General features: G+C 62.9%; 21 protein-coding genes and 1 tRNA gene. 9 read left to right on the top strand and 13 right to left on the bottom strand.

Going from position 1 to position 23,648, the window contains the following annotated elements; translation table 11 throughout:
* Positions 1-29 precede the first annotated feature (29 nt).
* The gene (locus AB5Y89_RS15080) at positions 30-785 is read left to right on the top strand and encodes an outer membrane protein assembly factor BamD (protein ID WP_039039695.1); all 756 of its coding nucleotides are present in this window, start codon (positions 30-32) and stop codon (positions 783-785) included.
* 72 nt (positions 786-857) lie between these two features.
* Here the strand turns inward: AB5Y89_RS15080 and AB5Y89_RS15075 are convergent, their stop codons facing one another.
* The 5 genes from AB5Y89_RS15075 to yqhD form a co-directional block, all read right to left on the bottom strand.
* Positions 858-2,165, bottom strand: a complete 1,308-nt coding sequence (locus AB5Y89_RS15075; protein ID WP_041215805.1) for a serine dehydratase subunit alpha family protein — start codon at positions 2,163-2,165, stop codon at positions 858-860.
* A 26-nt stretch (positions 2,166-2,191) separates the two neighbouring features.
* On the bottom strand, positions 2,192-2,863 hold the full coding sequence (locus AB5Y89_RS15070; RefSeq protein ID WP_124245163.1) for a transcriptional regulator: 672 nt from the start codon (positions 2,861-2,863) through the stop codon (positions 2,192-2,194).
* A gap of 327 nt (positions 2,864-3,190) precedes the next feature.
* On the bottom strand, positions 3,191-4,675 hold the full coding sequence (pntB, locus tag AB5Y89_RS15065) for a Re/Si-specific NAD(P)(+) transhydrogenase subunit beta (protein ID WP_010675995.1): 1,485 nt from the start codon (positions 4,673-4,675) through the stop codon (positions 3,191-3,193).
* Positions 4,676-4,686: 11 nt separating this feature from the next.
* Entirely contained in the window at positions 4,687-6,213 is a 1,527-nt protein-coding gene (locus AB5Y89_RS15060; RefSeq protein WP_010675996.1) for a Re/Si-specific NAD(P)(+) transhydrogenase subunit alpha, read from the bottom strand.
* A gap of 506 nt (positions 6,214-6,719) precedes the next feature.
* Complete coding sequence (gene yqhD / locus AB5Y89_RS15055) at positions 6,720-7,880, bottom strand: alcohol dehydrogenase (RefSeq protein ID WP_025202522.1); 1,161 nt, start codon at positions 7,878-7,880, stop codon at positions 6,720-6,722.
* Between the two features lie 118 nt (positions 7,881-7,998).
* Between yqhD and AB5Y89_RS15050 the strand changes: the two genes are divergently transcribed.
* From AB5Y89_RS15050 to AB5Y89_RS15040, 3 genes are read left to right on the top strand one after another with little or no spacing between them, the layout of a single operon-like run.
* Entirely contained in the window at positions 7,999-8,922 is a 924-nt protein-coding gene (locus AB5Y89_RS15050) for an AraC family transcriptional regulator (protein ID WP_104454932.1), read from the top strand.
* A 1-nt stretch (position 8,923) separates the two neighbouring features.
* A complete protein-coding gene (locus AB5Y89_RS15045) occupies positions 8,924-9,445 on the top strand; it encodes a lipocalin family protein (protein WP_368224076.1) in 522 nt (173 codons plus the stop codon).
* On the top strand, positions 9,442-9,885 hold the full coding sequence (locus AB5Y89_RS15040; protein ID WP_368224074.1) for an N-acetyltransferase family protein: 444 nt from the start codon (positions 9,442-9,444) through the stop codon (positions 9,883-9,885). The genes AB5Y89_RS15045 and AB5Y89_RS15040 overlap by 4 nt, the downstream gene beginning before the upstream one ends.
* A 128-nt stretch (positions 9,886-10,013) precedes the next feature.
* On the opposite strand, the gene AB5Y89_RS15035 is transcribed toward AB5Y89_RS15040, so the two are convergent.
* Together AB5Y89_RS15035 and AB5Y89_RS15030 are read right to left on the bottom strand one after the other, a co-directional pair.
* Positions 10,014-11,903 carry a methyl-accepting chemotaxis protein gene (locus AB5Y89_RS15035; protein ID WP_042015637.1) on the bottom strand — a complete coding sequence of 630 codons (1,890 nt, stop codon included), beginning with the start codon at positions 11,901-11,903 and terminating at the stop codon, positions 10,014-10,016.
* A 200-nt stretch (positions 11,904-12,103) separates the two neighbouring features.
* The gene (locus AB5Y89_RS15030) at positions 12,104-12,601 is read right to left on the bottom strand and encodes a lactoylglutathione lyase family protein (RefSeq protein ID WP_368224072.1); all 498 of its coding nucleotides are present in this window, start codon (positions 12,599-12,601) and stop codon (positions 12,104-12,106) included.
* 100 nt (positions 12,602-12,701) lie between these two features.
* On the opposite strand from AB5Y89_RS15030, the gene AB5Y89_RS15025 reads away from it, so the two are divergent.
* On the top strand, positions 12,702-13,574 hold the full coding sequence (locus tag AB5Y89_RS15025) for a LysR family transcriptional regulator (protein ID WP_049636044.1): 873 nt from the start codon (positions 12,702-12,704) through the stop codon (positions 13,572-13,574).
* A gap of 54 nt (positions 13,575-13,628) precedes the next feature.
* Here AB5Y89_RS15025 and AB5Y89_RS15020 read toward each other — a convergent pair whose 3' ends face one another.
* Together AB5Y89_RS15020 and AB5Y89_RS15015 are read right to left on the bottom strand one after the other, a co-directional pair.
* Positions 13,629-14,999 (bottom strand): phosphatidylserine decarboxylase family protein, encoded by a 1,371-nt coding sequence (locus AB5Y89_RS15020; RefSeq protein WP_368224071.1) that lies wholly within the window; start codon positions 14,997-14,999, stop codon positions 13,629-13,631.
* A gap of 209 nt (positions 15,000-15,208) precedes the next feature.
* Positions 15,209-15,285: transfer RNA gene (locus AB5Y89_RS15015), tRNA-Trp, on the bottom strand.
* 202 nt (positions 15,286-15,487) lie between these two features.
* Here AB5Y89_RS15015 and AB5Y89_RS15010 point away from each other — a divergent pair.
* The 4 genes from AB5Y89_RS15010 to AB5Y89_RS14995 all read left to right on the top strand — a co-directional run bounded on the left by AB5Y89_RS15010 (position 15,488) and on the right by AB5Y89_RS14995 (position 18,416).
* Positions 15,488-16,030: a hypothetical protein gene (locus AB5Y89_RS15010; protein WP_368224069.1), complete on the top strand. Its 543-nt coding sequence runs from the start codon at positions 15,488-15,490 to the stop codon at positions 16,028-16,030.
* A 274-nt stretch (positions 16,031-16,304) separates the two neighbouring features.
* Entirely contained in the window at positions 16,305-17,225 is a 921-nt protein-coding gene (pyrB, locus tag AB5Y89_RS15005; protein ID WP_010676005.1) for an aspartate carbamoyltransferase, read from the top strand.
* Positions 17,226-17,241: 16 nt separating this feature from the next.
* Positions 17,242-17,706: an aspartate carbamoyltransferase regulatory subunit gene (gene pyrI / locus AB5Y89_RS15000; protein WP_010676006.1), complete on the top strand. Its 465-nt coding sequence runs from the start codon at positions 17,242-17,244 to the stop codon at positions 17,704-17,706.
* A 218-nt stretch (positions 17,707-17,924) separates the two neighbouring features.
* Positions 17,925-18,416, top strand: coding sequence for an arginine repressor (locus tag AB5Y89_RS14995; RefSeq protein WP_039039633.1), 492 nt, complete (start codon positions 17,925-17,927; stop codon positions 18,414-18,416).
* 153 nt (positions 18,417-18,569) lie between these two features.
* Here the strand turns inward: AB5Y89_RS14995 and AB5Y89_RS14990 are convergent, their stop codons facing one another.
* From AB5Y89_RS14990 to arcA, 4 genes are all read right to left on the bottom strand, one after another.
* Positions 18,570-19,976 carry a YfcC family protein gene (locus AB5Y89_RS14990; protein WP_010676008.1) on the bottom strand — a complete coding sequence of 469 codons (1,407 nt, stop codon included), beginning with the start codon at positions 19,974-19,976 and terminating at the stop codon, positions 18,570-18,572.
* 121 nt (positions 19,977-20,097) lie between these two features.
* Positions 20,098-21,102: an ornithine carbamoyltransferase gene (argF, locus tag AB5Y89_RS14985; RefSeq protein WP_042864776.1), complete on the bottom strand. Its 1,005-nt coding sequence runs from the start codon at positions 21,100-21,102 to the stop codon at positions 20,098-20,100.
* A 78-nt stretch (positions 21,103-21,180) separates the two neighbouring features.
* Positions 21,181-22,107, bottom strand: coding sequence for a carbamate kinase (arcC, locus tag AB5Y89_RS14980; RefSeq protein WP_039039634.1), 927 nt, complete (start codon positions 22,105-22,107; stop codon positions 21,181-21,183).
* 62 nt (positions 22,108-22,169) lie between these two features.
* The gene (gene arcA, locus AB5Y89_RS14975) at positions 22,170-23,390 is read right to left on the bottom strand and encodes an arginine deiminase (protein ID WP_010676011.1); all 1,221 of its coding nucleotides are present in this window, start codon (positions 23,388-23,390) and stop codon (positions 22,170-22,172) included.
* Between the last annotated feature and the right edge of the window lie 258 nt (positions 23,391-23,648).

Here is a 23,648-nt window from a genome sequence, read left to right as displayed (position 1 = left end):
ATTTCGTGGAAATGGACCGGATGTTGTTGATGGGAAAGAAGTCTCACCTGCTGATGTCGCTCGCCTTGGTCGCTACTCTGATCACTGGCTGTTCCAGCACCAAACCCAAGGTTCCCGACGAACCGCCGGAAGTTCTGTACCAGAAAGCCCGCATCAAACTGGATACCGGCAACTACCTCAATGCCATCGAACTGCTGGAAGCGCTGGACTCTCGTTACCCGTTCGGTGCCTACTCCAACCAGGTTCAGCTCGATCTCATCTATGCCTACTACAAGCAGGATGATACCGCCCAGGCGATCGCCAACATCGACCGTTTTATCCGCCTGAACCCGGCGCACAAGAACATCGATTACGTCTTCTATATGCGCGGCCTGACCAACATGGCGGCGGATTACAACTTCTTCCAGGATTTCCTCGGCATCAATCGGGATGACAAGGACCCCTCCTACGCCCGTCAGGCCTTCCAGGACTTCAAGACCCTGCTGCAGAACTACCCCAACAGCAGCTATGCAGCCGATGCCCGTGCCCGCATGATCGGCCTGAAGAACCGTCTTGCCCGCTATGACCTGGGGGTAGCCGAGTACTACGTCAAGCGTGACGCCCTGATCGCCGCCGCCAACCGCGCCAAGCTGATCGTCGAGACCTATCCCGACACGGTGGAAACCGAGAAGGCGCTGGAAATCATGGTCAACGCCTATGACACCCTGAAGATGCCGACCCTGGCCCAGCATGCCCGCGAAGTGCTTGCCAAGAACTACCCGGACAACCGTCTCGGTCGCGGCTGAGTAGCGAACGGACAATGAAAAACCGGAGCCACTGGCTCCGGTTTTTTTATGGCCGACGGCGGCACTCCGGGGTCACTGGTGCTTACCCTGCTGCTTGGCCCGCATGATGTTGATGATCTCGATGTCGGTATCCAGCATCCCCTCCCTGGAGAGGCGACCCAGGTTGGCGATGGTCTGGTCCACATCGTCCGAGACGATCCCCTCGCTCTGGGGCACGCGCAGGTTGTTGATGGCCATCAGCGAGGATTTCACCGCCGCCGAGGTGGAGGTGGAGACCTTCATGGAGCAGGCGCTGCCGGCGCCGTCGCAGATGATGCCGGAAACATCCCCAATCATGTTGTTGATGCAGTGGCTGATCTGCTCGAACTGGCCCCCCAGCAGCCAGGTGATGGCGGCCCCCGATCCCATGGCGGCGGTACTGGCGGCACACAGGGCGGAGAGCTTGTTCTGGTAGGCCTTGATATAGATGGCCACCAGGTGGCTCATCACCAGGGCACGGGCCAGCTGCTCGTCATCGGCCTTGAGGAAGCGGGCGGCGGCGACCACCGGCATGGTGGCGGCAATGCCCTGGTTGCCGGAACCGGAATTGGACATGGCGGGCAGCATGGCGCCATCCATCCGCGCATCGGAGGCGGCAGACGACAGGCGCATGGCCAGGGTCATCAGGTCGTCGGAGAGCAGCTTGCGCTCCACCTGATCGGTGAGGATCTTGCCGATGCGCAGGCCATAGCCCTGCAGCCCTTCGTCCGCCAGCGCCTGGTTCATGGTGGCCGCCTCGCGGATGAAGTCGATCTCGGCCAGCGGCACCTCCAGGGCGAAGGCCACGATCTCCTTCAGGGTCATGGCGGGCTTGTCGGCCTTGGCTGGCTGGATCTGCACCCCGGGGGCGCTGTCCTGCACCATCAACACCTCGCCATCCTTCTCCATCAGCACGATGCGGGTGTGGTCGGTACAGATCACCACCCGGGCGCTGTGCCCCTCCACTTCGGCCAGCACCTCGGCGTAGAGCACGTCGGGCACATCCTTCACATCCACCTCTATGGTGGGCAGCAGCCCCTTGGCCGCCTCGACCTGATCCGGCGTGAGGCTCTTGAGCACCTCCAGCCCGGCATCCGGGTTGCCACCGGTGATGCCGACGGCGGCGGCCACCGGCAGGCCGATCATGCCGGTGCCGGGCACGCCGACCCCCATGCCGTTCTTGAACAGATTGCCGCTGACCCAGACGCGGGTGCGAGTCGGTACCTGCCCCAGCAGCTTGCGGCAGTTGGCCGCCGCCAGGGCGACCGACATGGGCTCGGTGCAGCCGAGGGCCGGCACCACTTCACGCTTGAGCAGGGTAATAAAGTCGGTCCATTGTGCATTCATTGCGATGTGTCTCATGTTCATGGCGCCCGCGTGCGGGCTCGTCATTGTTGTTCGGCCAGTTCCGCCTTGTGATTGCGGATATGCAGGTAAACGGTATGGCGGGAGATGCCGAGCAGTTCGGCCACCAGTTGGGCGGCATCCTTGATCTCGAAGATGCCCATGTCGTAGAGCCGGTGCACGATCGCCTTGTTGCGCACGCTGCTGCCCAGCCCGGGATCCCTGTCCACCTTGGCGATCACCTGCGCCACCAGATCATCCACCGAGCTGGCGAAGGTCTCGGTGCCGTGGGCAGGGGGCACTGCGGGCGGGGCAAAGGTGTCGAGCAGGCTGCCAAGGGGCGTGTCCAGGCTGAAATTCACGCACAGCATGCCGATGGGTTTGCCCTCGCGGTTGCTGATGGTGATGGACGAGGACTTCATCAGGGAGCCCTCCCGGGTGCGGGAGAAATAACTGCTCCACTGGCTGCCGGCGGCACTGTGCAACTTGTCGAGCGCAAAATCGGTGACCGGCGCTCCCTCCTGGCGGCCGGTGATGTGGCCGTTGGCAATCTTGATGACGGAGGCGTGCAGACTGTCAAAGGCGTGCAGCACCACCTCGCAGCCCGGGCCAAACAGGGCGGACAGCGCCGCCACCGCAGGCTCGAAGCTGGCGATCAGATGGCGCTCTTCATCGGTCAGTGTGCTGGCGTCGCGCAAGGGAGCTACCTCGGTCATGGGGTCATCCGGTCAACGTTGGGTAAAGATATTCACAGCGGACTCAAATAAAATTGAGCAAATCCGCTTTTTGCGCGGGCATTATGCCCGACTGGTGAGACAACACCACAAAATGTGAGCAAAATCACGACTGAAATGACAAAAAGGCCCCATGAGAGGCCTTTAAGGTGGTTTTTTGGTGCTTTTGCTCAACTTTAATTGAGCCAGGGCTCGCCAGTCAGTCAGGACAGGCAGGCACCACCGCCTGTCTGTTCCCTGCCACGGTCATCCACTCTGGTCATAAAAAAAGGGGGCCGAAGCCCCCTTTTTGTCTCATCCGGTCAACGCTTACAGCGCCTTCAGGATGGCCTCGACGCTGGCCTTGGCATCGCCAAACAGCATCTGGGTGTTCTCCTTGAAGAACAGCGGGTTCTGGACACCGGCGTAGCCAGTGTTCATGGAGCGCTTGAAGCCGATGACGTTCTGCGCCTTCCACACTTCCAGCACCGGCATGCCGGCGATGGGGCTGCCCGGATCTTCCATGGCGGCCGGGTTGACGGTGTCGTTGGCACCGATCACCAGCACCACGTCGGTGTCGGCGAAGTCATCATTGATCTCGTCCATTTCCAGCACGATGTCATAGGGGACTTTCGCTTCCGCCAGCAGCACGTTCATGTGACCAGGCAGACGACCGGCCACCGGGTGGATGCCGAAGCGCACCTTGACGCCGCGATCACGCAGCTTCTGGGTGATCTCGGCCACCGGGTACTGGGCCTGCGCCACCGCCATGCCGTAGCCCGGGGTGATGATGACGGAGCTGGCGTTTTTCAGCATGTCGGCCACGTCTTCGGCGTTGGTCTCGCGGTATTCGCCCAGCTCCTGCTCGGCGGTGGAGGCCACGCCGTCGGAGCCGAAGCCACCGGCGATCACGGAGATGAAGGAGCGGTTCATCGCCTTGCACATGATGTAGGAGAGGATGGCACCGGAGGAACCCACCAGGGCACCGGTGACGATCAGCAGGTCATTGGAAAGCATGAAGCCCGCCGCCGCCGCCGCCCAACCGGAGTAGGAGTTCAGCATGGAGACCACCACCGGCATGTCCGCGCCACCGATGGAGGCGACCAGGTGCCAGCCGAAGGCGAAGGCGATCAGGGTCATCACCAGCAGGGCGAAGGTGGAGCCACCGGCGTTGACGAAGTGGATCATCAGCGCGATGGAGACCACCACTGCCAGCAGGTTCAGCTTGTGGCGGTGCGGCAGCATCAGCGGCTTGGAAGAGATGAGGCCACGCAGCTTGCCGAACGCCACCACGGAACCGGTGAAGGTCACGGCACCGATGAAGACGCCCAGGAACACTTCCACCAGGTGGATGTTCAGCATGGCGCCGGAGAGGTGCTCGACCTGGGCGACGCTTGCCGCCTGCTCGAACGCCGCCCGGGCGGCTGCCAAGGTCGCATCCAGGTTGGAACCGACGGAGACCACCACTTCAGCGGGGGCGGAGGGGTGCAGATCGATGAAGCTGTTGAAGCCCACCAGCACCGCTGCCATGCCCACGAAGCTGTGCAGCACGGCCACCAGCTCGGGCATCTCGGTCATCTCGACCTTGAGGGCCAGACGCACGCCGATGGCGCCACCGATGGCCATGGCCAGGATGATCCAGTGGACGCCACTGGTTTCCGGGTTGAAGACGGTGGCGAGCAGGGCGATGGCCATCCCCGCGATACCGAACAGGTTGCCATGCTTGGCCGTTTCTTGCTTCGACAGTCCCGCGAGACTGAGGATGAAGAGCACGGCGGCAACGATATAGGATGCTGTTACCAGTCCTTGAGACACGTTAAACCCCCTTAATCCTTACGGAACATCTTCAGCATGCGCTGAGTGACGGTGAAGCCACCGAAGATGTTGATACTGGCAATCAGCACGGCGACAAAGGCCAGCACGGTGACCAGGGTCGACCCTTGTCCAATCTGCAACAGCGCACCGACCACGATGATGCCGGAGATGGCATTGGTGACCGACATCAGCGGCGTGTGCAGGGCGTGAGAGACGTTCCACACCACGTAGTAACCGACCACGCAGGCCAGGATGAAGACGGTGAAGTGGGAGAGGAAGGCGGCAGGCGCCACGGCGGCCACCCAACCGAAGGCGGCGATGCCGAGGGCACCGAACACGAACTTCTTGTTGGAGGGCTTGGCCTCTTCCTTCTTGGCGGCCGGTTTGGCGGCAGCCGGTTTCTGCGGGGCGGCAGAGACGGAGATGGCGGGGGGCGGGAAGGTCACTTCACCGGCCTGGACCACCGTCATGTTGCGCTGCACCACGTCTTCGAAGTCGATGGCGACGTTGCCGTCCTTCTCCTTGCACATCAGCTTCATCAGGTTCACCAGGTTGGTGCCGTAGAGCTGGGAGGATTGGGCAGGCAGGCGGCCCGGCAGATCGGTGTAACCGATCACCTTGACGCCGTTGTCGGTGACATGCAGTTCACCCGGTACCGTGTATTCGCAGTTGCCGCCGGCCTGGGCCGCCATGTCCACGATGACGGAGCCCGGCTTCATGCTGTCCACCATTTCCTTGGTGATGAGCTTGGGTGCCGGCTTGCCCGGGATCAGGGCGGTAGTGATGATGATGTCCACTTCCTTGGCCTGCTGGGCGAACAGCTCCATCTCGGCCTTGATGAACTCTTCGCTCATCACCTTGGCGTAACCGTCGCTGGAAGCGCCATCTTCGCCGCCGAAGTCCAGCTTGAGGAATTCCCCACCCATGGACTCGATCTGCTCGGCCACTTCCAGACGGGTATCGAAGGCACGCACGATGGCACCGAGGGAACCGGCGGTCCCGATGGCGGCCAGACCGGCCACACCGGCACCGATGACCAGCACCTTGGCGGGCGGTACTTTACCGGCGGCGGTGATCTGGCCGGTGAAGAAGCGACCGAACTGGTGCGCGGCTTCCACGACGGCGCGATAGCCACCGATGTTGGCCATGGAAGAGAGGGCGTCGAGGGACTGGGCACGGGAGATCCGCGGCACCATGTCCATCGCCATCACATTGATGTTGCGCTCGGAAAGCTTCTTGACCAGCTCGGGGTTCTGGGCGGGCCAGATGAAGCTCACCAGGGTGGCACCATCCTTAATTTGTGCGATTTCGGCCTCGGTCGGCGCGTTGACCTTGAAGACAAGGTCGGCTTGCCAGACGTTCGGTACCACGCTGGCACCGGCAGCCTCGAAGGCGGCATCATCGAAGCTGGCTCGCAGGCCGGCACCGGCCTCGATGGCAACCTCGAAGCCGAGCTTTTTCAGCTGCTCGACAGTGGCCGGGGTCGCTGCGACCCGGGTCTCACCGGCGAGACTCTCTCTCGGTATTCCAATCTGCATGACTATTCCCTGATGGTTAATAAACAATCATCGCCAAGTCTCTCATGTCTGAGGGGACAAGGCATGATCAAAGTGCAGGTCACGGGCCCTTTGTTATGAAAATCAGCAGGCTTCACCTCGACCTCCTGTCACGGTCAGGCCCCCGCTTTTCAGGCGCGAGGGTGATTAGTATCAAATTTTGGAGTTTTATTACAACCACGGCCCCGGGCGGGCGGGTACAGAATTCAGCCCATCCCGGACCGTGATTAAAAAAAACAAACCAAATTAGGGGCTTATACCAGCAAAAAGCGCTAAAAAAAGTGATCCAACCAGTCAAAAAAAATGTTTAACCCGGCCTCTACCTTAGCGTTTTTTGTTCTTACGAAATCTGCCGTTGGCTCATCTGATGAGATGAAAAGGGAAAAAGTAACCATTTTGCAACGATCAGGGGGCCGCGTCCCCGCCTGCTGGCGGGTTCGGGCCCCCTGGTGCAACTGGGCCTGCGGCCCGCTTCAGGCGTGCTCTGCTTACCAGGCTGCCTCATAAATATGCCGGCTCTGGGCCAGGTCGATGTCGCCGTGCTCACCCAGGGCGGTCATGCCGTGCTCTTCGAGCTTGGCCAGCAGGGCGTCGATCCGGGCGTCGGCCACGTAATCCCGCAGCCGGGTCTTGATCCCCATCCGCTCGAAGAAGTCGCGGGTGGCGGCGATGGCACCGTCGATACGCGCCTCGTCACTGCCGCTGCGCAGATCCCAAACCCGCTCGGCGTATTGCAGCAGCTTGGCGCGCTTCTGCTCGCGCTTGGCCTGCAGCAGGGCGGGCAGCACCACCGCCAGGGTCTGGGCGTGGTCCAGACCGTGCAGGGCGGTGATCTCGTGGCCCAGCATGTGGGTGGCCCAGTCCTGGGGCACACCGGCTCCGATCAGGCCGTTCAGCGCCAGGGTGGCGCTCCACATGATGTTGGCACGCACGTCGTAGTTTTCCGGCTCCACCAGCGCCTTGGGCCCCTCTTCCGCCAGGGTCAGCAGCAGCCCTTCTGCAAAGCGATCCTGCACCTTGGCATCCACCGGGTAGGTGAGGTACTGCTCCAGGGTGTGGATGAAGGCATCCACCACCCCATTGGCCACCTGACGGGCGGGCAGGGTGTAGGTGAGCACGGGGTCGAGCACGGCGAAGCGCGGCATCACGAAGGGGGAGAAGAAGTGCTGCTTGTCCCCTGTGCTCTTGCGGGTGATGACGGCGCCCATGTTCATCTCGGAACCGGTGGCCGGCAGGGTCAGCACGCTGCCCAGGGGAATGGCGGAGGCCACCTCGCCCCCGACGGTCTCGAGGATGTGCCAGGGATCCCTGGCCGGATCGTAGTGAGCGGCCGCGGCGATGAACTTGGAGCCGTCCAGCACGGAGCCGCCACCCACCGCGAGCAGGAAGTCGACCTTCTCGGCGCGGGCCAACTCGACCGCTCCCATCAGGGTCTCGTAGGTGGGGTTGGGCTCGATGCCGCCAAATTCAAACAGGGTCAGGCCGGCCAGCTCGCTGCGGATCTGGTCCAGCAGGCCGCTGCGCACCACGCTGCCACCGCCGTAGGTGACGAGGATGCGGGCGTCGCTGGGGATCTGGCCGCGCAGCTGGGCCACCTGGCCCTTGCCGAACAGCACCTTGGTGGGGGTGTGCAGGATGAAGTTGTTCATGGGATCTCCCGGGGTGGTCGTAGTCGGTAAGGTATGGGTTGCATTTTTCTCTTATAACCTCCTACCATCAAGGGAGCTTTCTGCCGATTTCTTGCCTATTTCTACTGAGCCTGGATAAATGAGTACAAATCAGCCCATCGCGGCGACCCACCAGTCCGCCCTCGCCAGCCGACTCGCCGCCCTGGCACCCCACCCGGGGATCACCGCCGCCCCCGTGCCCGGCGTGCACCTCATCTACACCACGGAGCATCATGACCGCATCCCGGTGCTCTACCGCCCGCGCATGATCATCATCCTGCAGGGGCACAAGGTGGGCTATCTCTCGGACTTCACCTTCCGCTACGACCCCGAGCACTACCTGATGATGACCCTGCCGCTGCCCTGCGAGTGCGAGTGCTTCGCCTCCCCCGAATCCCCTCTGGTGGGGCTCTCGGTGGAGATCGACGTGGCGGCGCTGCAGGCCCTGCTGCTGGAGATGGGGGACGCGGCCCCCGCCCCGGCGGAGCCGGGTCGCGGCGTGGTCTCCGTGCCCCTCTCCGAGACCATGCTCTGCGCGGTGGAGCGCCTCATCGACGTGATGGACAAGCCGCTCCACGCCCGGGTGCTGGGGCCCCAGATCGTGCGCGAGATCCTGTTCCACGCCCTGCACGAAGGGGGGGCCCCCGCCCTGCTGGCCATGGCCAGCCGTCACAGCCAGGTGAGCCAGATAGCCCGGGTGCTGCGTATCATGGAGCAGCGCTTTACCGAGAACCTGACGGTGGAGGAGCTGGCCCGGGAGGCGAACATGAGCATCTCGGCCTTCCACCACCACTTCAAGGCGGCCACCGCCACCTCGCCCCTGCAGTACATCAAGACCCTGCGCCTGCACCGGGCGCGGCTGATGATGCTGCACGACGGCCTCAAGGCCGGGGTGGCGGCGGACAAGGTAGGCTACGAGAGCGGCTCCCAGTTCAGCCGCGAATACAAACGCTTCTTTGGCAACACCCCGAGCGAACACGCGGCACGCTTCCGCTCGGGACAACTGCGTATCGTGGAGGGATGACATGCGCACACTGATCCTGCTCGTTCTGACCCTGCTGGCCACCGCCTGCACCGGCATTCCACCGGGACACCAAGTGGTCAAGCCCTTCCAGCTCGACCGCTACCTGGGCACCTGGTACGAGGTGGCCCGCCTCGATCACGGTTTCGAGCGCGGCCTGAACCGGGTCACCGCCACCTACAGCCTGCGGGATGACGGCGGTGTCAGGGTGATCAACCGGGGGCAGGACGAACAGGGGGAATGGCGCGAGGCCGAGGGGCGCGCCTACTTCGTGGGTGACAGCGACGAGGGGCGCCTCAAGGTGAGCTTCTTCGGCCCCTTCTACGGCAGCTACAACGTGCTGGCGACGGACTATGACCTCTCCCTGGTGAGCAGTTACAACCTCCAGTACCTCTGGATCCTCTCCCGCACGCCCCATCCCCCCAAAGAGAAGGTAGAGGCCCTGGTCGAGCGGGCCAGAGGGCTCGGCTTTGCCACCGACCGGATGATCTGGGTCAACCAGGATCCGGCGGGGAACGCCCCATGAGGATCTTCCAGGCCACCCCCGGGGACATTCCCCGGGTCACCCCCCTGTTCGTGGAATACCGGGCGTTCTACCAGCTGCCTGCCCGGCCCGAGGCCGCCGAAGCCTTCCTGCTGGAGCGCTGCACCGCCGGGGAGTCGGTGCTCTTCGTGGCCCAGAGCGAGGAGGGAGAGGTGCTGGGATTTGCCCACCTCTATCCCCTGTTCTGCTCCCTCGCCCTGAAGCCCGTCTGGCTGCTGTACGATCTGTTCGTGGCGCCGGCGGCCCGCCAGCAGGGGGTGGCCCAGGCGCTGCTGGCGCGGGCCGATCGCCACGGCCAGGAGACGGGCGCCGCCTTCCTGATGCTGAGCACCGCCACCGACAACCGACAGGCTCAGGCCCTCTACGAAGGGCACGGCTACCAGCGGGACAACGAGTTCTACAGCTACATCAAGCCCCTCTGAGCCTCTGCCTGCACCCGTTGCAGGGCCAGGCCCCGGCATTATTCAGCGGGTGCATGGTGAGATAATATCCATACACAGGATGAATAAAGGCGACCCCGGGGTCGCCTTTGTCACATCCGGGTCGCAGCCTAGAGCCGGAAGCGCCCGATCTCCTGCTCCAGCCGCTCGGTGAGAGACTTGAGCTGGGCCGCCTGGGCGGCCTCTTCGCCAGCCTGGGCCGCCAGCGCCTGGGAGACGTGGCGGATATTCTCGGTGTTGCGGCTGATCTCGCCGGTCACCGAGGTCTGCTCCTCGGCCGCCGCCGCGATCTGGGTCGCCATGTCGCTGATGGCGCCGATGGCCTCATTGATCCTGCCCAGGCTGAGATTCGCCGCTTCGGCGTCCTCCACGCTGGTGCCCGCCAGCTGGCGGCTGGTCTCCATGCCGCCCACCGCCTTGCGGGTGGTCTGCTGCAGCGCCTCGATCATCTGCTGGATCTCGGCGGTGGAGTCGTGGGTGCGGCGCGACAGCACCCGCACCTCGTCCGCCACCACGGCAAAGCCGCGCCCCTGCTCCCCGGCCCGGGCCGCCTCGATGGCGGCGTTCAGGGCCAGCAAATTGGTCTGCTCGGCGATGCCGCTGATGGTGGCCAGAATGCCGCTGATCTGCTGGGCGTGGCCATCCAGCTCGTGGATGGTCTGGCTGGCGTCGGAGACCTCCCCCGCCAGCCCCGTGATGCTGCGCTGGCTCTGGCCGACCTGGGACTGGCCGGCCACCGCGAGGCGCACCGCATCGCCGGCGGTGTTGGCGGCAAACTCGGCGTTGCCGGCGATCTCCTGGGTGGCGGAGGCCATCTCGGTCACCGCGGTGGCCACCATGACGATCTCGTCCTGCTGCTGGCGCACCCGCTGGCTGCGGGCCTCGGCCCCCGCCGCCTGGGTGCGGGACTGGGCCGCCAGCTCGACGGTGACGTCCCGCAACCGGCTGACGATGCCGTGCAGTCGCGCCACGAACTGGTTGAAGTTCTGAGCCAGCTGCCCCACCTCATCCTGGCTGCGGGTGGCGATCTGCACCGTGAGATCCCCCTCCCCGTGGGCGATGTCGGCGAGCGCCCTGGAGACCCGTCCCAGATCCGCGAACAGGTAGTTGAACATGGCGATGAGCAGGGCACCGAACACCAGCAGCAGCACCAGGGTCAGCCCCACCAGTTGCCACAGCAGGGAGGCGAGCGGCGCCTCCAGCACCTCCTTGTACATCACCATGGCGAGCAGCCAGTCGGTGCCGGGCACGCCCTGCACCGAGAGCAGCACCTCGCGCCCGTTCAGGTTGGCGCCGTGCAGTTCGCCGTCGCGGCTCCACGCATCCAGCGCCGCCCCGGTGAGACCGGGATCCAGCTCCGCCACCTGCTTGAGTGCCAGCTCCTTGTTCGGGTGGCCGACGATGAGGCCGGTGCGGTCGAGCAGCATGGCGTAGCCCTCTCCCTGCACCTTCATGGCCAGCACCTCGTCGATGAGGGCGTCGAGGGAGAGATCCGCCCCGGCCACCCCGATCACCCGGCCCTGGTGGCTCACCGGCTCGGCCAGGGTCACCACCATCTGCTGCATGGTCACGCTGACATAGGGCGGCGTGACGATGAGCTTGCCCGCCTTGTCGGCGTTCTGGTACCAGGGGCGGGCCCTGGGGTCATAGTTGGCGGTGTTGAGGGCGGGATCGTGGCGGGTCATCTCCCCCTGCGCCGAACCAAAATAGGTGAGGCCGAAACCGCCGGAGGTGCGGGTCTGCAACAGGTGGGGCACCAGGGCCGTGTCGGGGTCGCGCGCAATGACAGCGGCCAGGGCGTCGACCGCGTGCTTGCGATCCTCAAGCCAGTTGCCGATGGCCACCGAGTGGGCGTGGCCGTAGTTGACCGCCTCGCTCTGGATGGCGTCAAGGGTGCGGGATTTGAGGGTGTGGAAGGCGACAATACCGAGCAGGGCTGCCATCAGCAGCACTACCCCCAGGCTGGCCGCGAGCAGCTTGCCGCGCAACGAGAGAGTCATGACAACGAATCCTTGTGGTAGCCGGGGGCCGGAAATACCCCCATCTTGGTAGTTCTATCGGCACAATCATGAACGGTCTTTAGTGAATCCTGATATTTTTTCATCTATCAACAACAGAACGCACTACCAGCAACAGACTGCTCACTATTCCATGCTGACACCCGCAGGCACCACAAAGCCGCCCGAAGGCGGCCTGTCACTTACCCCTGATAGGCACCGGCGGAGTAGGTCAGCTCATAGCTGTGGCTGTAGATCTCGATGATGTTGCCGAAGGGATCTTCCATGTAGACCATGCGGTAGGGCTTCTCGCCCGGATAGTACTCGCGCACCGGCATCCGCTGCTTGCCACCCGCTGCGACGATGCGCGCCGCCAGCCCCTCGACATCCGGATCCTGCACGCTGAAGTGGAACACCCCGGTCTTCCAGAATTCGAAGTTGTTTTCGCGCTGCTCGCTGTTGGGGAACTCGAACAGCTCGATGCCGATCTTGTCGCCGGTGGAGAGATGAGCGATGCGGAAAGAGCCCCAGCCCGGGCCAAATACGTCGTTGCACATCACGCCGATGGCGGAGTCATCCTCGGTGATGGTGGTCGCCAGCATGATGAGATACCAGCCCATCACCTTGGTATAGAACTCGACTGCCTTGTCGAGGTCAGTCACCGTGATGCCGATGTGGGAGAAGTTGCGCGGGTAAGTCATAAGTCACCTTGAAATTGTGTGTGGGAAACAGGTGACATGATAGGAAGAGACGCCATAATGAAAAATAAGGTCAAACTAATGGAATACATAAATTAAATTTATGGTTAATCCACTCTGGCTCCACACCCTGGTGGTGGTGCATGAAACCGGCAGTTTTACCCGTGCCGCCGATCGGCTGGATCTCACTCAGGCCGCCGTCAGTCAGCATATCTCGCGCCTCGAGGCCGAATTCGGCCCCCTGCTGCTACGCAAGCCCCGTCAGCTGGAGCTCACCCCGCGCGGGCTGGTGCTGCTCGACTTCGCCCGCCAGCAGGCGCAGGCCGCCGAACAGCTGCGAGCCCGTCTCTCTGATGACGACCCTCACCGCGGCGCCATCACCCTCACCACCCCCGGCAGCATTGGCCTGCTGCTCTATCCCCTGCTGCTCGATCAGCAACAGGAGCATCCCGGACTCACCATCCAGCACCGCTTTGCCCCCACCCCCGACATAGTGCAGGCGGTACTGGCGGGGCGCAGCGATCTGGGACTGGTGGATCAACCGCCGGAGCACCCCAGCATAGCCGCCGAGCCCTTCGCCCGCGAACCCCTCTGTCTGGTTGTACCCAACGACGGCGAGGAGCCGAGCTGGCAGCACCTCTGTCAGCTCGGCTTTATTGACCACCCGGATGGCCGCAGCATGGCTCAGCGCCTGCTGGGACGACGCTATCCCGGCCAGCGCTTCGGCGAGATCCCGCTGCGCGGCTTTACCAACCAGATCGGCCTGATCCTGGAGCCAGTCGCCCGCGGCCTCGGCTTTACCGTGCTGCCCCGCTTCGCCGTCACCGCCTTTGCCCAACAGGAGCAGATCCGGGTGATCCAGAGCAGCATTGAGGTGATCGACACCCTCTGGCTGATCTACCGCGCCGAGTGGCCGCTCCCCGCCCGCCACCAGCGGCTGGTGGAAACCCTCAAGACGCAGGTCGGCGCCATCTGATGGACAAACAACAAGGCCGCCTCAAGGGCGGCCTTTTACTGTCCGGCGGCTGGGTTATTTGACCCGCGCCAGCGCCGTGTTGATCCTCAGGTTGGTCGCTTCCAGCCCCGGCTGCTGGCCGTAGAAGTCGAACGCCAGCTCGACCCCGGGGCGAAACAGCAGGCAGTGGGTGGAGCCGCCGAAGTGGAACATGCCGAGCTGCTCCCCCTTCGCGATCCGCTGCCCCGGCTGCACCGTCACCTCGCAGCTCGACACCTCCGCCATGCCCACCGGCACCACGCACATCAGGCCGATTTTGGGGTTGTCCGCCTCGATGAAGATGAGTGCCCGGGTCGCCACTGCGGTGAGGAAGGGCTGGGACTGGTTCGGGGCGCTGGGGTCGGGCCCCGCCGGGCTGTCGAAACCCTGGTGGCGGTTGGCCAGGTAGTAGCTGCCGTTGACCACCTTGACCGAGCGCACCGTGCCGCTCACCGGGCTGTGCCAGCGGTGATAGCTGAGGGCGCTGAGGAAGGCCTGATAGAGGGTGCCCCCCTCGAACGCGGCGGCGCGCGGGTCAAAGTCCAGCAGGTTGTCCAGAGAATAGGGCTGCCCCTTGAGCCAGAACGCGTCCTGCCGCCTTACCCCGGTCACCACCTGCAGCGGGGCCGACTCGCAGGCGTTGGCGATCACGCTGTCATCGTCCGGGGCCGTCACCGGCCGCACGCCGGGGCAGAAGCGGCGGGTGAAGAAGTCGTCCCAGCTGGCGAAGCCCTCGTATTCCTCTCCCGGCGCGGTGTGGAAGATCCCCTCGAAGCGCTCTGGGGTGGGGTTGTCGCCGGCCCCGAGCGCCCCCTGCGCCACCTTGACCATCTCCCGTTTCGCCACGTCACCCAGCCAGGGGACGATCAGGGTCTGGCGATCCAGGGGGCTCACCGACTCGGTCAGCACATAACGGGACGCGGGACTTTGCAGGAAGTCGGCCCAGTAACCGAGGATCTTGCGCAATTGCTGGTTCACCAGCGCATTGGCAAAGAAGTCGAACCCGGCGGCCGTCGCCATGGGCCAGTTGAGCAGGGCATTGATGGGGAATCCGATCAGCCCGGCGGGCTCCTGGGTCTGCACATCCTGATAGGCTTCCGGGGCCGTGGTCATGATGCCGTTGAGCAGCTGCAGGAACTCATCGAAGCTGCGCACCTGGACCTGACCGAGCGGCGTGCTGTGCTCGTGCTGCCATGCCTCGTCAAACATCCCCTGTGCCTGCTGATGCAGGAGAGGATCCTGCTCCACCAGCGCCTTCAATCCGGCGATCGGGGCCACCAGCGGGCGAGGCTGGCGGGTGACCGCCTGACGCAGCCGCTGTACCCAGCGCGCCACATGGGCCTGATCCCGGGGGACCCAGCCACCGGCATGGGCATGGGGGGGACGCGTATCCACTGCCTTGTTCATCGCTCTCTCCTTGTTGAAGCGCCTTGGGCCCGCCGGATGCGATGCGCCTGAGGGCGCCATCTGGCAGGAAGCAAGGTGTAGCACAGGGGAAAAGCGGCCTCCATTGGCAGAAATGGCAGCGGCGAAGCGGGGAAAAAGAGGCTAACGGAGGCGGTGGCAAACGCCGGAAATGCGAAAGGCCAGCTCAATGAGCTGGCCTTTCTGAAAAATGGCAGGGGCGGCAGGACTCGAACCCGCAACCATCGGTTTTGGAGACCGCTGTTCTACCAATTGGAACTACGCCCCTGCAACAAACGAGGCGTAGTATACAAAGCGGAGGTCAAAGGTAAAGGCTTTTTTTCTCACTTTCGATGCGATCGAACAAATGACGAGCAGATCCCCGCAATTCCAACAAGGAGCGGGGGTAAGCTGCTGTATTTGCAGCCCCGACGGGGTAGGAATGGGACACAAATGGGGGTAGGGTGAAACCAGGCTCAGGGAGGCTGCCCATGCTCAATTACCGACTGCTGCAACAGCTTGCGCCCCTCAACTTCCGGGATGAGCGCAAGACGGAGACCCTGGCCGACTATCTGGACAGAGTCTCTCCCCTGGTGCCCTCCATTCCCTCCAATGTGCTCGCCCAGTGGATTTACCGTCATTGGCGCGGTTTTGAATCCAACTGGAGCTTTATCGATCTCGCCAGCCACCAGTTCGAGTGCGAGCACTGGCCCACCGCGCAGATTATCGAGCAGATAGACTCCCGCCACATGGAGGTGATCGATCGCTGGGGCGAGATGCTGCGCAGCAACCGCTACGTGCGCCGCTCCTGGCTCGGCGATGACATGCTGCGCCGGGGCACCTGGTCCGAGCCTGTCATCGTCCTCGCCACCGCCCCGGGAACCTGCTACCCGGACGGTCACCCCCTGCCCCATCCCTACTGCCTGCTGGAGGGGCACCACAGACTCGGCTACCTGCGCAGCATGGCCGCCGATGACGCTCCCTTGCAGGCGCAGCACGCACTCTGGATTTGTCGACCCGTTCGCGACACTTAAACGTTTTTCTGGGCAAATCCTGCCTTTGAAATAAATTTTTGACAATTCAAAAACCAGCCCTATAATCGGTGCGGTTTTGAAAAAGGTCGGGACAGGACAATGCCGTTTTTGATGAAAAAAGCAGCCTTGCAGACGGGTGGAGCGCACCAGAGCGGCCCCGTTGTTTCCGGTTCCCGTCCCACAGATCCCCCGTTTTTTTTGAAAAGAGCCCCTGTTTCAGGGGCTTTTTTTTGTGCCGGAAAAACCTTCATTGATGCCAAAGGGAATGCAGACGATGACCAATCCACTCTATAACAAACACGTCATCTCCATCTCGGATCTGACCCGGTCCGACATGGAACTGGTGGTCGCCACCGCACAGCGGTTGAAGGCCGAACCCGACAGCCGCCTGCTGAAAGACAAGCTGGTCGCCAGTTGCTTCTTCGAAGCCTCCACCCGCACCCGTCTCTCCTTCGAGACCGCGGTCCAGCGCCTGGGCGGCAACATCATCGGCTTCGCCGACGGCGGCAACACCAGCGCCAAGAAGGGCGAGACTCTGGCCGACTCCATCAAGATCATCAGCTCCTACACCGATGCGGTGGTGATGCGCCACCCGAAGGAAGGGGCAGCCCGTCTGGCCTCCGAGTTCTCCCGGGTGCCGGTCATCAACGGCGGTGACGGCTCCAACCAGCATCCCACCCAGACCCTGCTCGACCTCTTCTCCATCCACGAGACCCAAGGCAAGCTGGACGGCCTCAACGTCGCCTTCGTCGGTGACCTGAAGTACGGCCGCACCGTCCACTCCCTGGCCCAGGCCCTGAGCCTGTTCAACTGCCGCTTCTTCTTCATCTCCCCGGAGGCCCTGGCCATGCCGGACTACCTCTGCGAGGAGCTGGAAGAGAAGGGCATCCGCTTCAGCGTGCACGAGACCATGGAAGAGGTGATGCCGGAGCTCGACATCCTCTACATGACCCGCGTCCAGAAGGAGCGCTTCGACGAGACCGAGTACAAGCACATGGCCGCCAAGTTCGTGCTGGAGCTGGCGACCCTGGAAGGGGCCAAGCCCACCATGAAGATCCTCCATCCCCTGCCCCGGGTTGACGAGATCGAGGTCGCCGTCGACAAGACCCCCCACGCCTACTACTTCCAGCAGGCGGAGAACGGGGTCTATGCCCGCCAGGCACTGCTGGCACTGGTACTGAACGAAACCGTCTAAGGGAAAGGGGAACATCATGTCCGAGAAGAACCAACTGCAAGTCGAAGCCATCCGCCACGGCTCCGTCATCGACCACGTCCCCGCCGGCCAGGGCATCAAGATCCTCAAGCTGTTCCAGCTGATCGAGACCCAGGAGCGGATCACCGTCGGCTTCAACCTCAAATCCGGCGCCCTCGGCAAGAAGGATCTCATCAAGATCGAGAACACCCGTCTGACCGAGCAGCAGGCCAACCAGCTCGCCCTGTTCGCCCCCAAGGCGACCGTCAACATCATCGAAGACTTCGTGGTGGTGAAGAAGCACCAACTGGCGCTGCCGGAGTTCATCGAAGGGGTCTTCCACTGCCCCAACTCCAACTGCATCTCCCACAACGAACCGGTGGAGAGCTACTTCCGGGTGCGCGAGGTGAAAGGGGCGGTGCGGATGAAGTGCAAATACTGCGAGAAGTCCTTCACCCAGGACATCGTCAGCGAACGCTACTGATTTCCTGCCGACAAAAGATATCCATGTGGGCCCCATCGGGCCCATTTTTGAACCCTGTCACATCACTTATTCCCCCTTTGGTTATAATTTGCCATCCCGTAATGGATATACCTCGCTCATCCCCTGCTTGAGTGCTCCTCATTAGTGTTTTTCGCTATGAAAAGCCGGAACGACAGACTGGGCGAGACCGCCATCGCTCATCGCCAAAGGAAGTCGCCATGGTCAACACCCTCAGCCGCCCAGCAGAACCAGAGTCCGACCTGGCCCAGCTCGACGCCTGCCGCCAGATCATCGGCCAGCACTGTTACAGCACCCAGGAGGAGATCCGCCGCGAGCTCTCCGCCCGCGGTTTTGCGGACATCAGCCAGTCCACCATCTCCCGCCTGCTGCGCCGTCTCGGGGTCGCCAAGGCCCAGAACGCCAACGGCAAGAAGGTCTACACCCTGGTGGACGAGCAGCTGGAGCCCGCCGGCAGCACCCGCTCCATCCACGACATGGTGCGCGCCGTGGTCCACAACCAGCAGATGGTGCTGGTGCATACCACCCCGGGGGCCGCTACCGTGGTGGCTCGCCTGCTGGATCGCAACGCCAATCCCGAGATCCTGGGGGCCGTGGCCGGCAACGACGTGGTACTGATCGCCCCGCGCCACATCAGCCGCACCCGCCAGGCTCACGCCGCCGTGGTGCGCACCCTGGAAAACGCCCGCTGACCCCTGCTGGATGCCAGAAGGCGACCCGGGGTCGCCTTTTTGTTGCCCGCGCGGCAAGGAGCCAAGCCACGTGAGAGGCCGGGCGCCCCGCCTTGCCAGCCATAAAAAACGGGAGCCCCAGGCTCCCGTTGTTGTCCCTATGTCTGTCGGCATTCATGCCAGCACGGCGCCCAGGCTCAGGCAGAGCACGATCAGCACGGTCAGCATGCCGAGCAGCGGGGCCACCCACTTCAGCCAGCGCACATAGGGCACCTTGGCAATGGCCAGCCCCCCCATGACCACGGCGGAGGTCGGGGTCACCAGGTTCACCAGGCCGGAAGCGGACTGGTAGGCGGTGACCACCAGCTCGCGGCCCACGTTGGCGAAGTCGGCGAGCGGCGCCATGATCGGCATGGTCAGCACCGCCAGACCGGAGGAAGAGGGCACCAGGAAGGAGAGCACCACTTCCAGCACGAACATCACGTTGATGAAGACGATGGTGGAGAGGCCGGTCACTATCCCCTCTGCGCTGTGCAAAATGGTGTGGGTGATCATGCCGTTGTCCATCACCACCACGATACCGCGGGCGATACCGATGATGAGGGCCACGCCGAGCAGGTCACGAGCGCCGTCGATGAAGTTGGAGGTCAGCTCTTCTTCGCTCATGCGGGAGATGACACCGACGATGATGGCGGCAGCCAGGAACACGCCGGAGATCTGCGCCATCCACCAGCCCAGCACGGCCACCCCGTAGATCATCACGGCGAAGGCGGCGACGAAGATGCCCAGCACGATCTTGCGGGTGGTGGTGAACTCCAGCATCTGGTCGCTCTTGTTGCCAAGGAAGTGGGCACGGTTCTCTTCCCACTTGTCGGCCACCAGGGACTTGCTGGGATCGCTTCTCACCATCTTGGCGTAACGCATCACATAGGCCACGCAGATCAGCCAGCCGGCCACCAGCATGGCGACCCGCAACCAGATGCCGTCGGTGAAGGAGATACCGGCCGCGTTGGCGGCGATCACGGTGGCGAACGGGTTGATGGTGGAGCCCAGGGTACCGATACCGGCTCCCAGCAGCACGGTCGCGGCAGCCACGACAGGGTCGAAGCGGGCGGCCATCATCACCGGCACCAGCAAGGTGTAGAACGGCAGGGACTCTTCCGCCATGCCGTAGATGGTGCCCCCTGCGGCGAACAGCGCCATCAGGATGGGGATCATCCACTCTTCACGGCCACGCAGGCGATCGGTGACGCGCTCGATACCGGCATCGATGGCACCTGTCTTGGTCACGATGCCAAGGAAGCCACCGATGATCAGGATGAAGAGGGAGACGTCGATGGCGCCAGCTTCGTAGGTGTCGTGGTTGTAGAGACCGTCGATGGGTGCCAGCAGCACGTCGACGATCCCCTGGGGATTGGCATCCACCAGTTTGTAGGTACCGGCCACCGGCACTTCCTTGCCGAGGGCCTCGTTCATGGTCATCTCGTATTTGCCGGCCGGCACTATCCAGCTCAGGGCGGCCACTAGGGCGATCAGCACAAACAGTATCGTGTAGGCTGACGGGAACTTGAATTTGGTCATGGTCCAGCTTCCTTCTGTGGGTGTGGTATCCATGCAGGCTGCGGGTCGTAGGGTTGGAGGTATTATGCCGCTGTCACATGGTTGAAAAGCCGGGGGTCACCCCCCGGCACCACTGACGACGTCAGTCGCCCAGCGTAGCCACCATCACTGCCTTGATGGTGTGCATCCGGTTTTCCGCCTCGTCGAACACGATGCTGTGCTCGGATTCGAACACGTCCTCGGTCACTTCCAGGCCCTTCATGCCATATTTGTCGGCCACTTCCTTGCCCATGGTGGTCTCGTCGTTGTGGAACGCCGGCAGGCAGTGCATGAACTTCACATCCGGGTTCTTGGTCGCGTTGATGACATCCATGTTGACCTGATACGGGGTCATCAGTTTGACCCGTTGATCCCAGGCTTCCTTCGCTTCACCCATGGAGACCCAGACGTCGGTGTAGAGGAAGTCGGCACCCAGCACACCCTCTTTCACGTCTTCGGTCAGGTGGATGCGCGCACCGGTCTCTTCGGCGATGAGGCGGCAGGTGGCAACCAGCTCCTCTTCCGGCCAGAAGGCTTTCGGCGCCACCAGACGGATGTCCATGCCCATCTTGGCGGCACCCACCATCAGGGAGTTGCCCATGTTGTTGCGGGCGTCACCCAGGTAGGCGAACTTGATCTGATCCAGACGTTTGCCCTTGCCGTGCTCCAGCATGGTCATGAAGTCCGCCAGGATCTGGGTCGGGTGGAATTCGTTGGTCAGGCCGTTCCAGACCGGCACACCGGCGTAGGCACCCAGCTCTTCCACTATCTCCTGACCGTAGCCACGGTATTCGATACCGTCATACATGCGACCCAGTACCCGGGCGGTGTCCTTCATGGACTCCTTGTGACCGATCTGGGAACCGCTTGGGCCGAGGTAGGAAACTTGCGCGCCCTGGTCGAAGGCCGCCACTTCAAACGCACAGCGGGTACGGGTGGAGGTCTTCTCGAAGATCAGGGCAATGTTCTTGCCGACCAGATGCTTGCGCTCATAGCCACCGTATTTGGCTTTCTTCAGGTCGATGGCCAGATCGATCATGTATTGGATTTCGCGAGGGGTGAAGTCCAGCAGTTTCAGGAAGTTACGGTTACGCAGATTAAAAGCCATGATGAGTTCTCTCTATATTTGTTCAGACCAATTTGGCAGTGTTATTGACTACGCAGTTGTTCAGACCAGAGCCTTGGCTCAGGCATTGACGGTATTGGTGGCGACGATGTTGGTGCCGGCTTCCCCCTTGAGGATGGCGAGGCCATCTTCCAGGGAGCCGATGCCGACCATGCCGCCGGTCGCCTTGACGAATTCGCAGGAGGCTTCGACCTTGGGCCCCATGGAGCCAGCATCGAACTTGACGCCAGCCAGCTCGTCCGGGCTGGTGACCCGCAGCGGACGCTGGGTCGGCTTGCCCCAATCCAGATACACTGCATCGGCATCGGTCAGGATCAGCAGGGCGTCGGCCTTGATCTGCTTGGCCAGGTAGGCGGCAGACATGTCCTTGTCGATGACGGCCTCGATGCCGGTCAGGCTCTGGCCATCCCAGGTCACCGGGATGCCACCACCACCGGTACAGATGATGAGGTGACCCTGGGCGATCAGGGTTTCGATGGCGTCGCCTTCGACGATGCGCTGGGGCAGCGGGGACGGCACCACGCGGCGGAAGAACTTGCCGTCTGCCTTGACCACCCAGTGCTTCTCGGCAGCCAGGGTGCGGGCTTCCGCCTCTTCGTAGACGGGGCCGATGAACTTGGTCGGGTTGGCAAACGCCGGATCTTGCGGATCAACCTGCACCTGGGTCAGCAGCGCGGTGACGTTGCGGCTCGGCATCAGGTTCTTCAACTCCTGGATCAGCATGTAGCCGATCATGCCCTGGGACTCGGCACCCAGCACATCCAGGGGATAGGGGGAGACCTTGGTGTAGGCGCTGTTCTGCAGGGCCAGCAGGCCGACTTGCGGGCCGTTGCCGTGCACCAGCACCACGTTGTAATCCTCGGCGATGCGGGCGATGGTCTTGGCGGCGGTGGCGATGTTCTTGCGCTGGATGTCGGCTTCCAGAGGTTCACCGCGGCGGAGCAGGGCATTGCCCCCCAGGGCGACGACGACAGTTGGTTTTTTCATGGGTGTTACTCTCGAATTCGGGTGTGTGTGGCGCCAGCCTCTGCCGGCGCCACGCCGTCTTGTCAGATGCCGTCGCGTTCCATCGGGCAGCTCATGCAGCGGGCGCCGCCGCGGCCACGTCCCAGCTCTTCACCCGGGATGGGCAGCACAGTGATGCCGGCCTTGTCGTACTTCTCGTTGGTGTAGGTGTTGCGCTCGTAACCCACCACCACGCCGGGGCGCACGGTCAGCACGTTGTTGGCGTCGTTCCACTGCTCCCGCTCGGCCTCGAAGCTGTCGCCGCCGGTGGTGATGAGCCTGAGCTGATCCACCCCCAGCGCTTTCTCGATGGCGGTCACGAAGTAACCCTCTTCCTTGATGTTCATCCCGGTGGCACCGCCCGGGGTCAGGCTCCAGCAGTTCACATCCTTGCGGATGACTTCCGGATAGACGGAGAAGGTGTCGACATCCATGTGGGTCATGACGGTGTCGAGGTGCATGCAACTGCGGTGTTTCGGCAGCTCCATGGCGATGACCTGTTTCGCCTGACCGTGCTTGAACAGGCTGCGGGCCAGGTGCTCCACCCCTTGTGGCGTGGTGCGCTCGGACATGCCGATGAGCACGGCGCCACGGCCGATGACCAGGACGTCGCCCCCTTCGATGGTGGAGTTGTCGTAGTCGCGCTCCTCGTCACCGAAGTACTTGATGAACTCCTGACCGGCAAACTGCGGGTGCCAGCGGTAGATGGCCTTCACGTGGTTGGTCTCGCGACGACGGGCGGCCTTGGCCATGGGGTTGATGGAGACACCGCCATAGACCCAGCAGGAGGTGTCGCGGGTGAAGAGGTGGTTGGGCAGCGGTTCGATGATGAAATCGGTCGGGGCATGCATGCCGACCACCATGTTGACGCCGCTGTAGGGCATCTCGGAGTAGGTGAGGCCGCCGGAGAGGATGCGGGCCAGCTCGCGGTGAGGCATGTCCGCCAGGAAGCAGCGCACGTCGTTGGCCAGGGCAGTGCCGAGGCGATAGTCGGAGACCTGGTGTTGCAGCAGCCAGGCTTTGGCTTCCGGCACGTCCAGGGTTTCCGCCAGCAGATTGGTCAGGAGGAAGACTTCGACATTCTGATCGCGCAGTACCTGAGCGAATTTGTCGTGCTCCTGACCGGCACGTTCCACGGACAGGACGTCGTCAAACAGCAGATCCTGGCAGTTGGAAGGGGTCAGACGCTTCAGACTGAGGTTGGGGCGGTGCAACATGACACGGCGCAACTGGCCAACTTCAGAACCTACATAAAATTTGCTCATGATGATATTCCGTCTAGCAGTGGTCCCTGCGAGTGATTGAATAGATTCCTTCTATTCAGGCTCGTGGCTAAGGCGGGATATTCTTTATGTAGGGTATTCGGCTTGTGTTCTATCCTGCCCTTGCCTTTCGACGCAGAGATTAGGTCTGGCAACTCCACCAAACTTGGACATTGATCACATTCACCCGAGACTGCATAAATTCAGAAGTTAATTTATGATGGAGTTTACATATCTGACATTTCCCTCACCCTCCATCCG

It is taken from the genome of Aeromonas sp. s4 (genome assembly GCF_040907855.1).
In the GTDB taxonomy this organism is placed as follows: domain Bacteria; phylum Pseudomonadota; class Gammaproteobacteria; order Enterobacterales; family Aeromonadaceae; genus Aeromonas; species Aeromonas caviae.
This window is presented reverse-complemented; position numbering and strand designations above follow the sequence as displayed.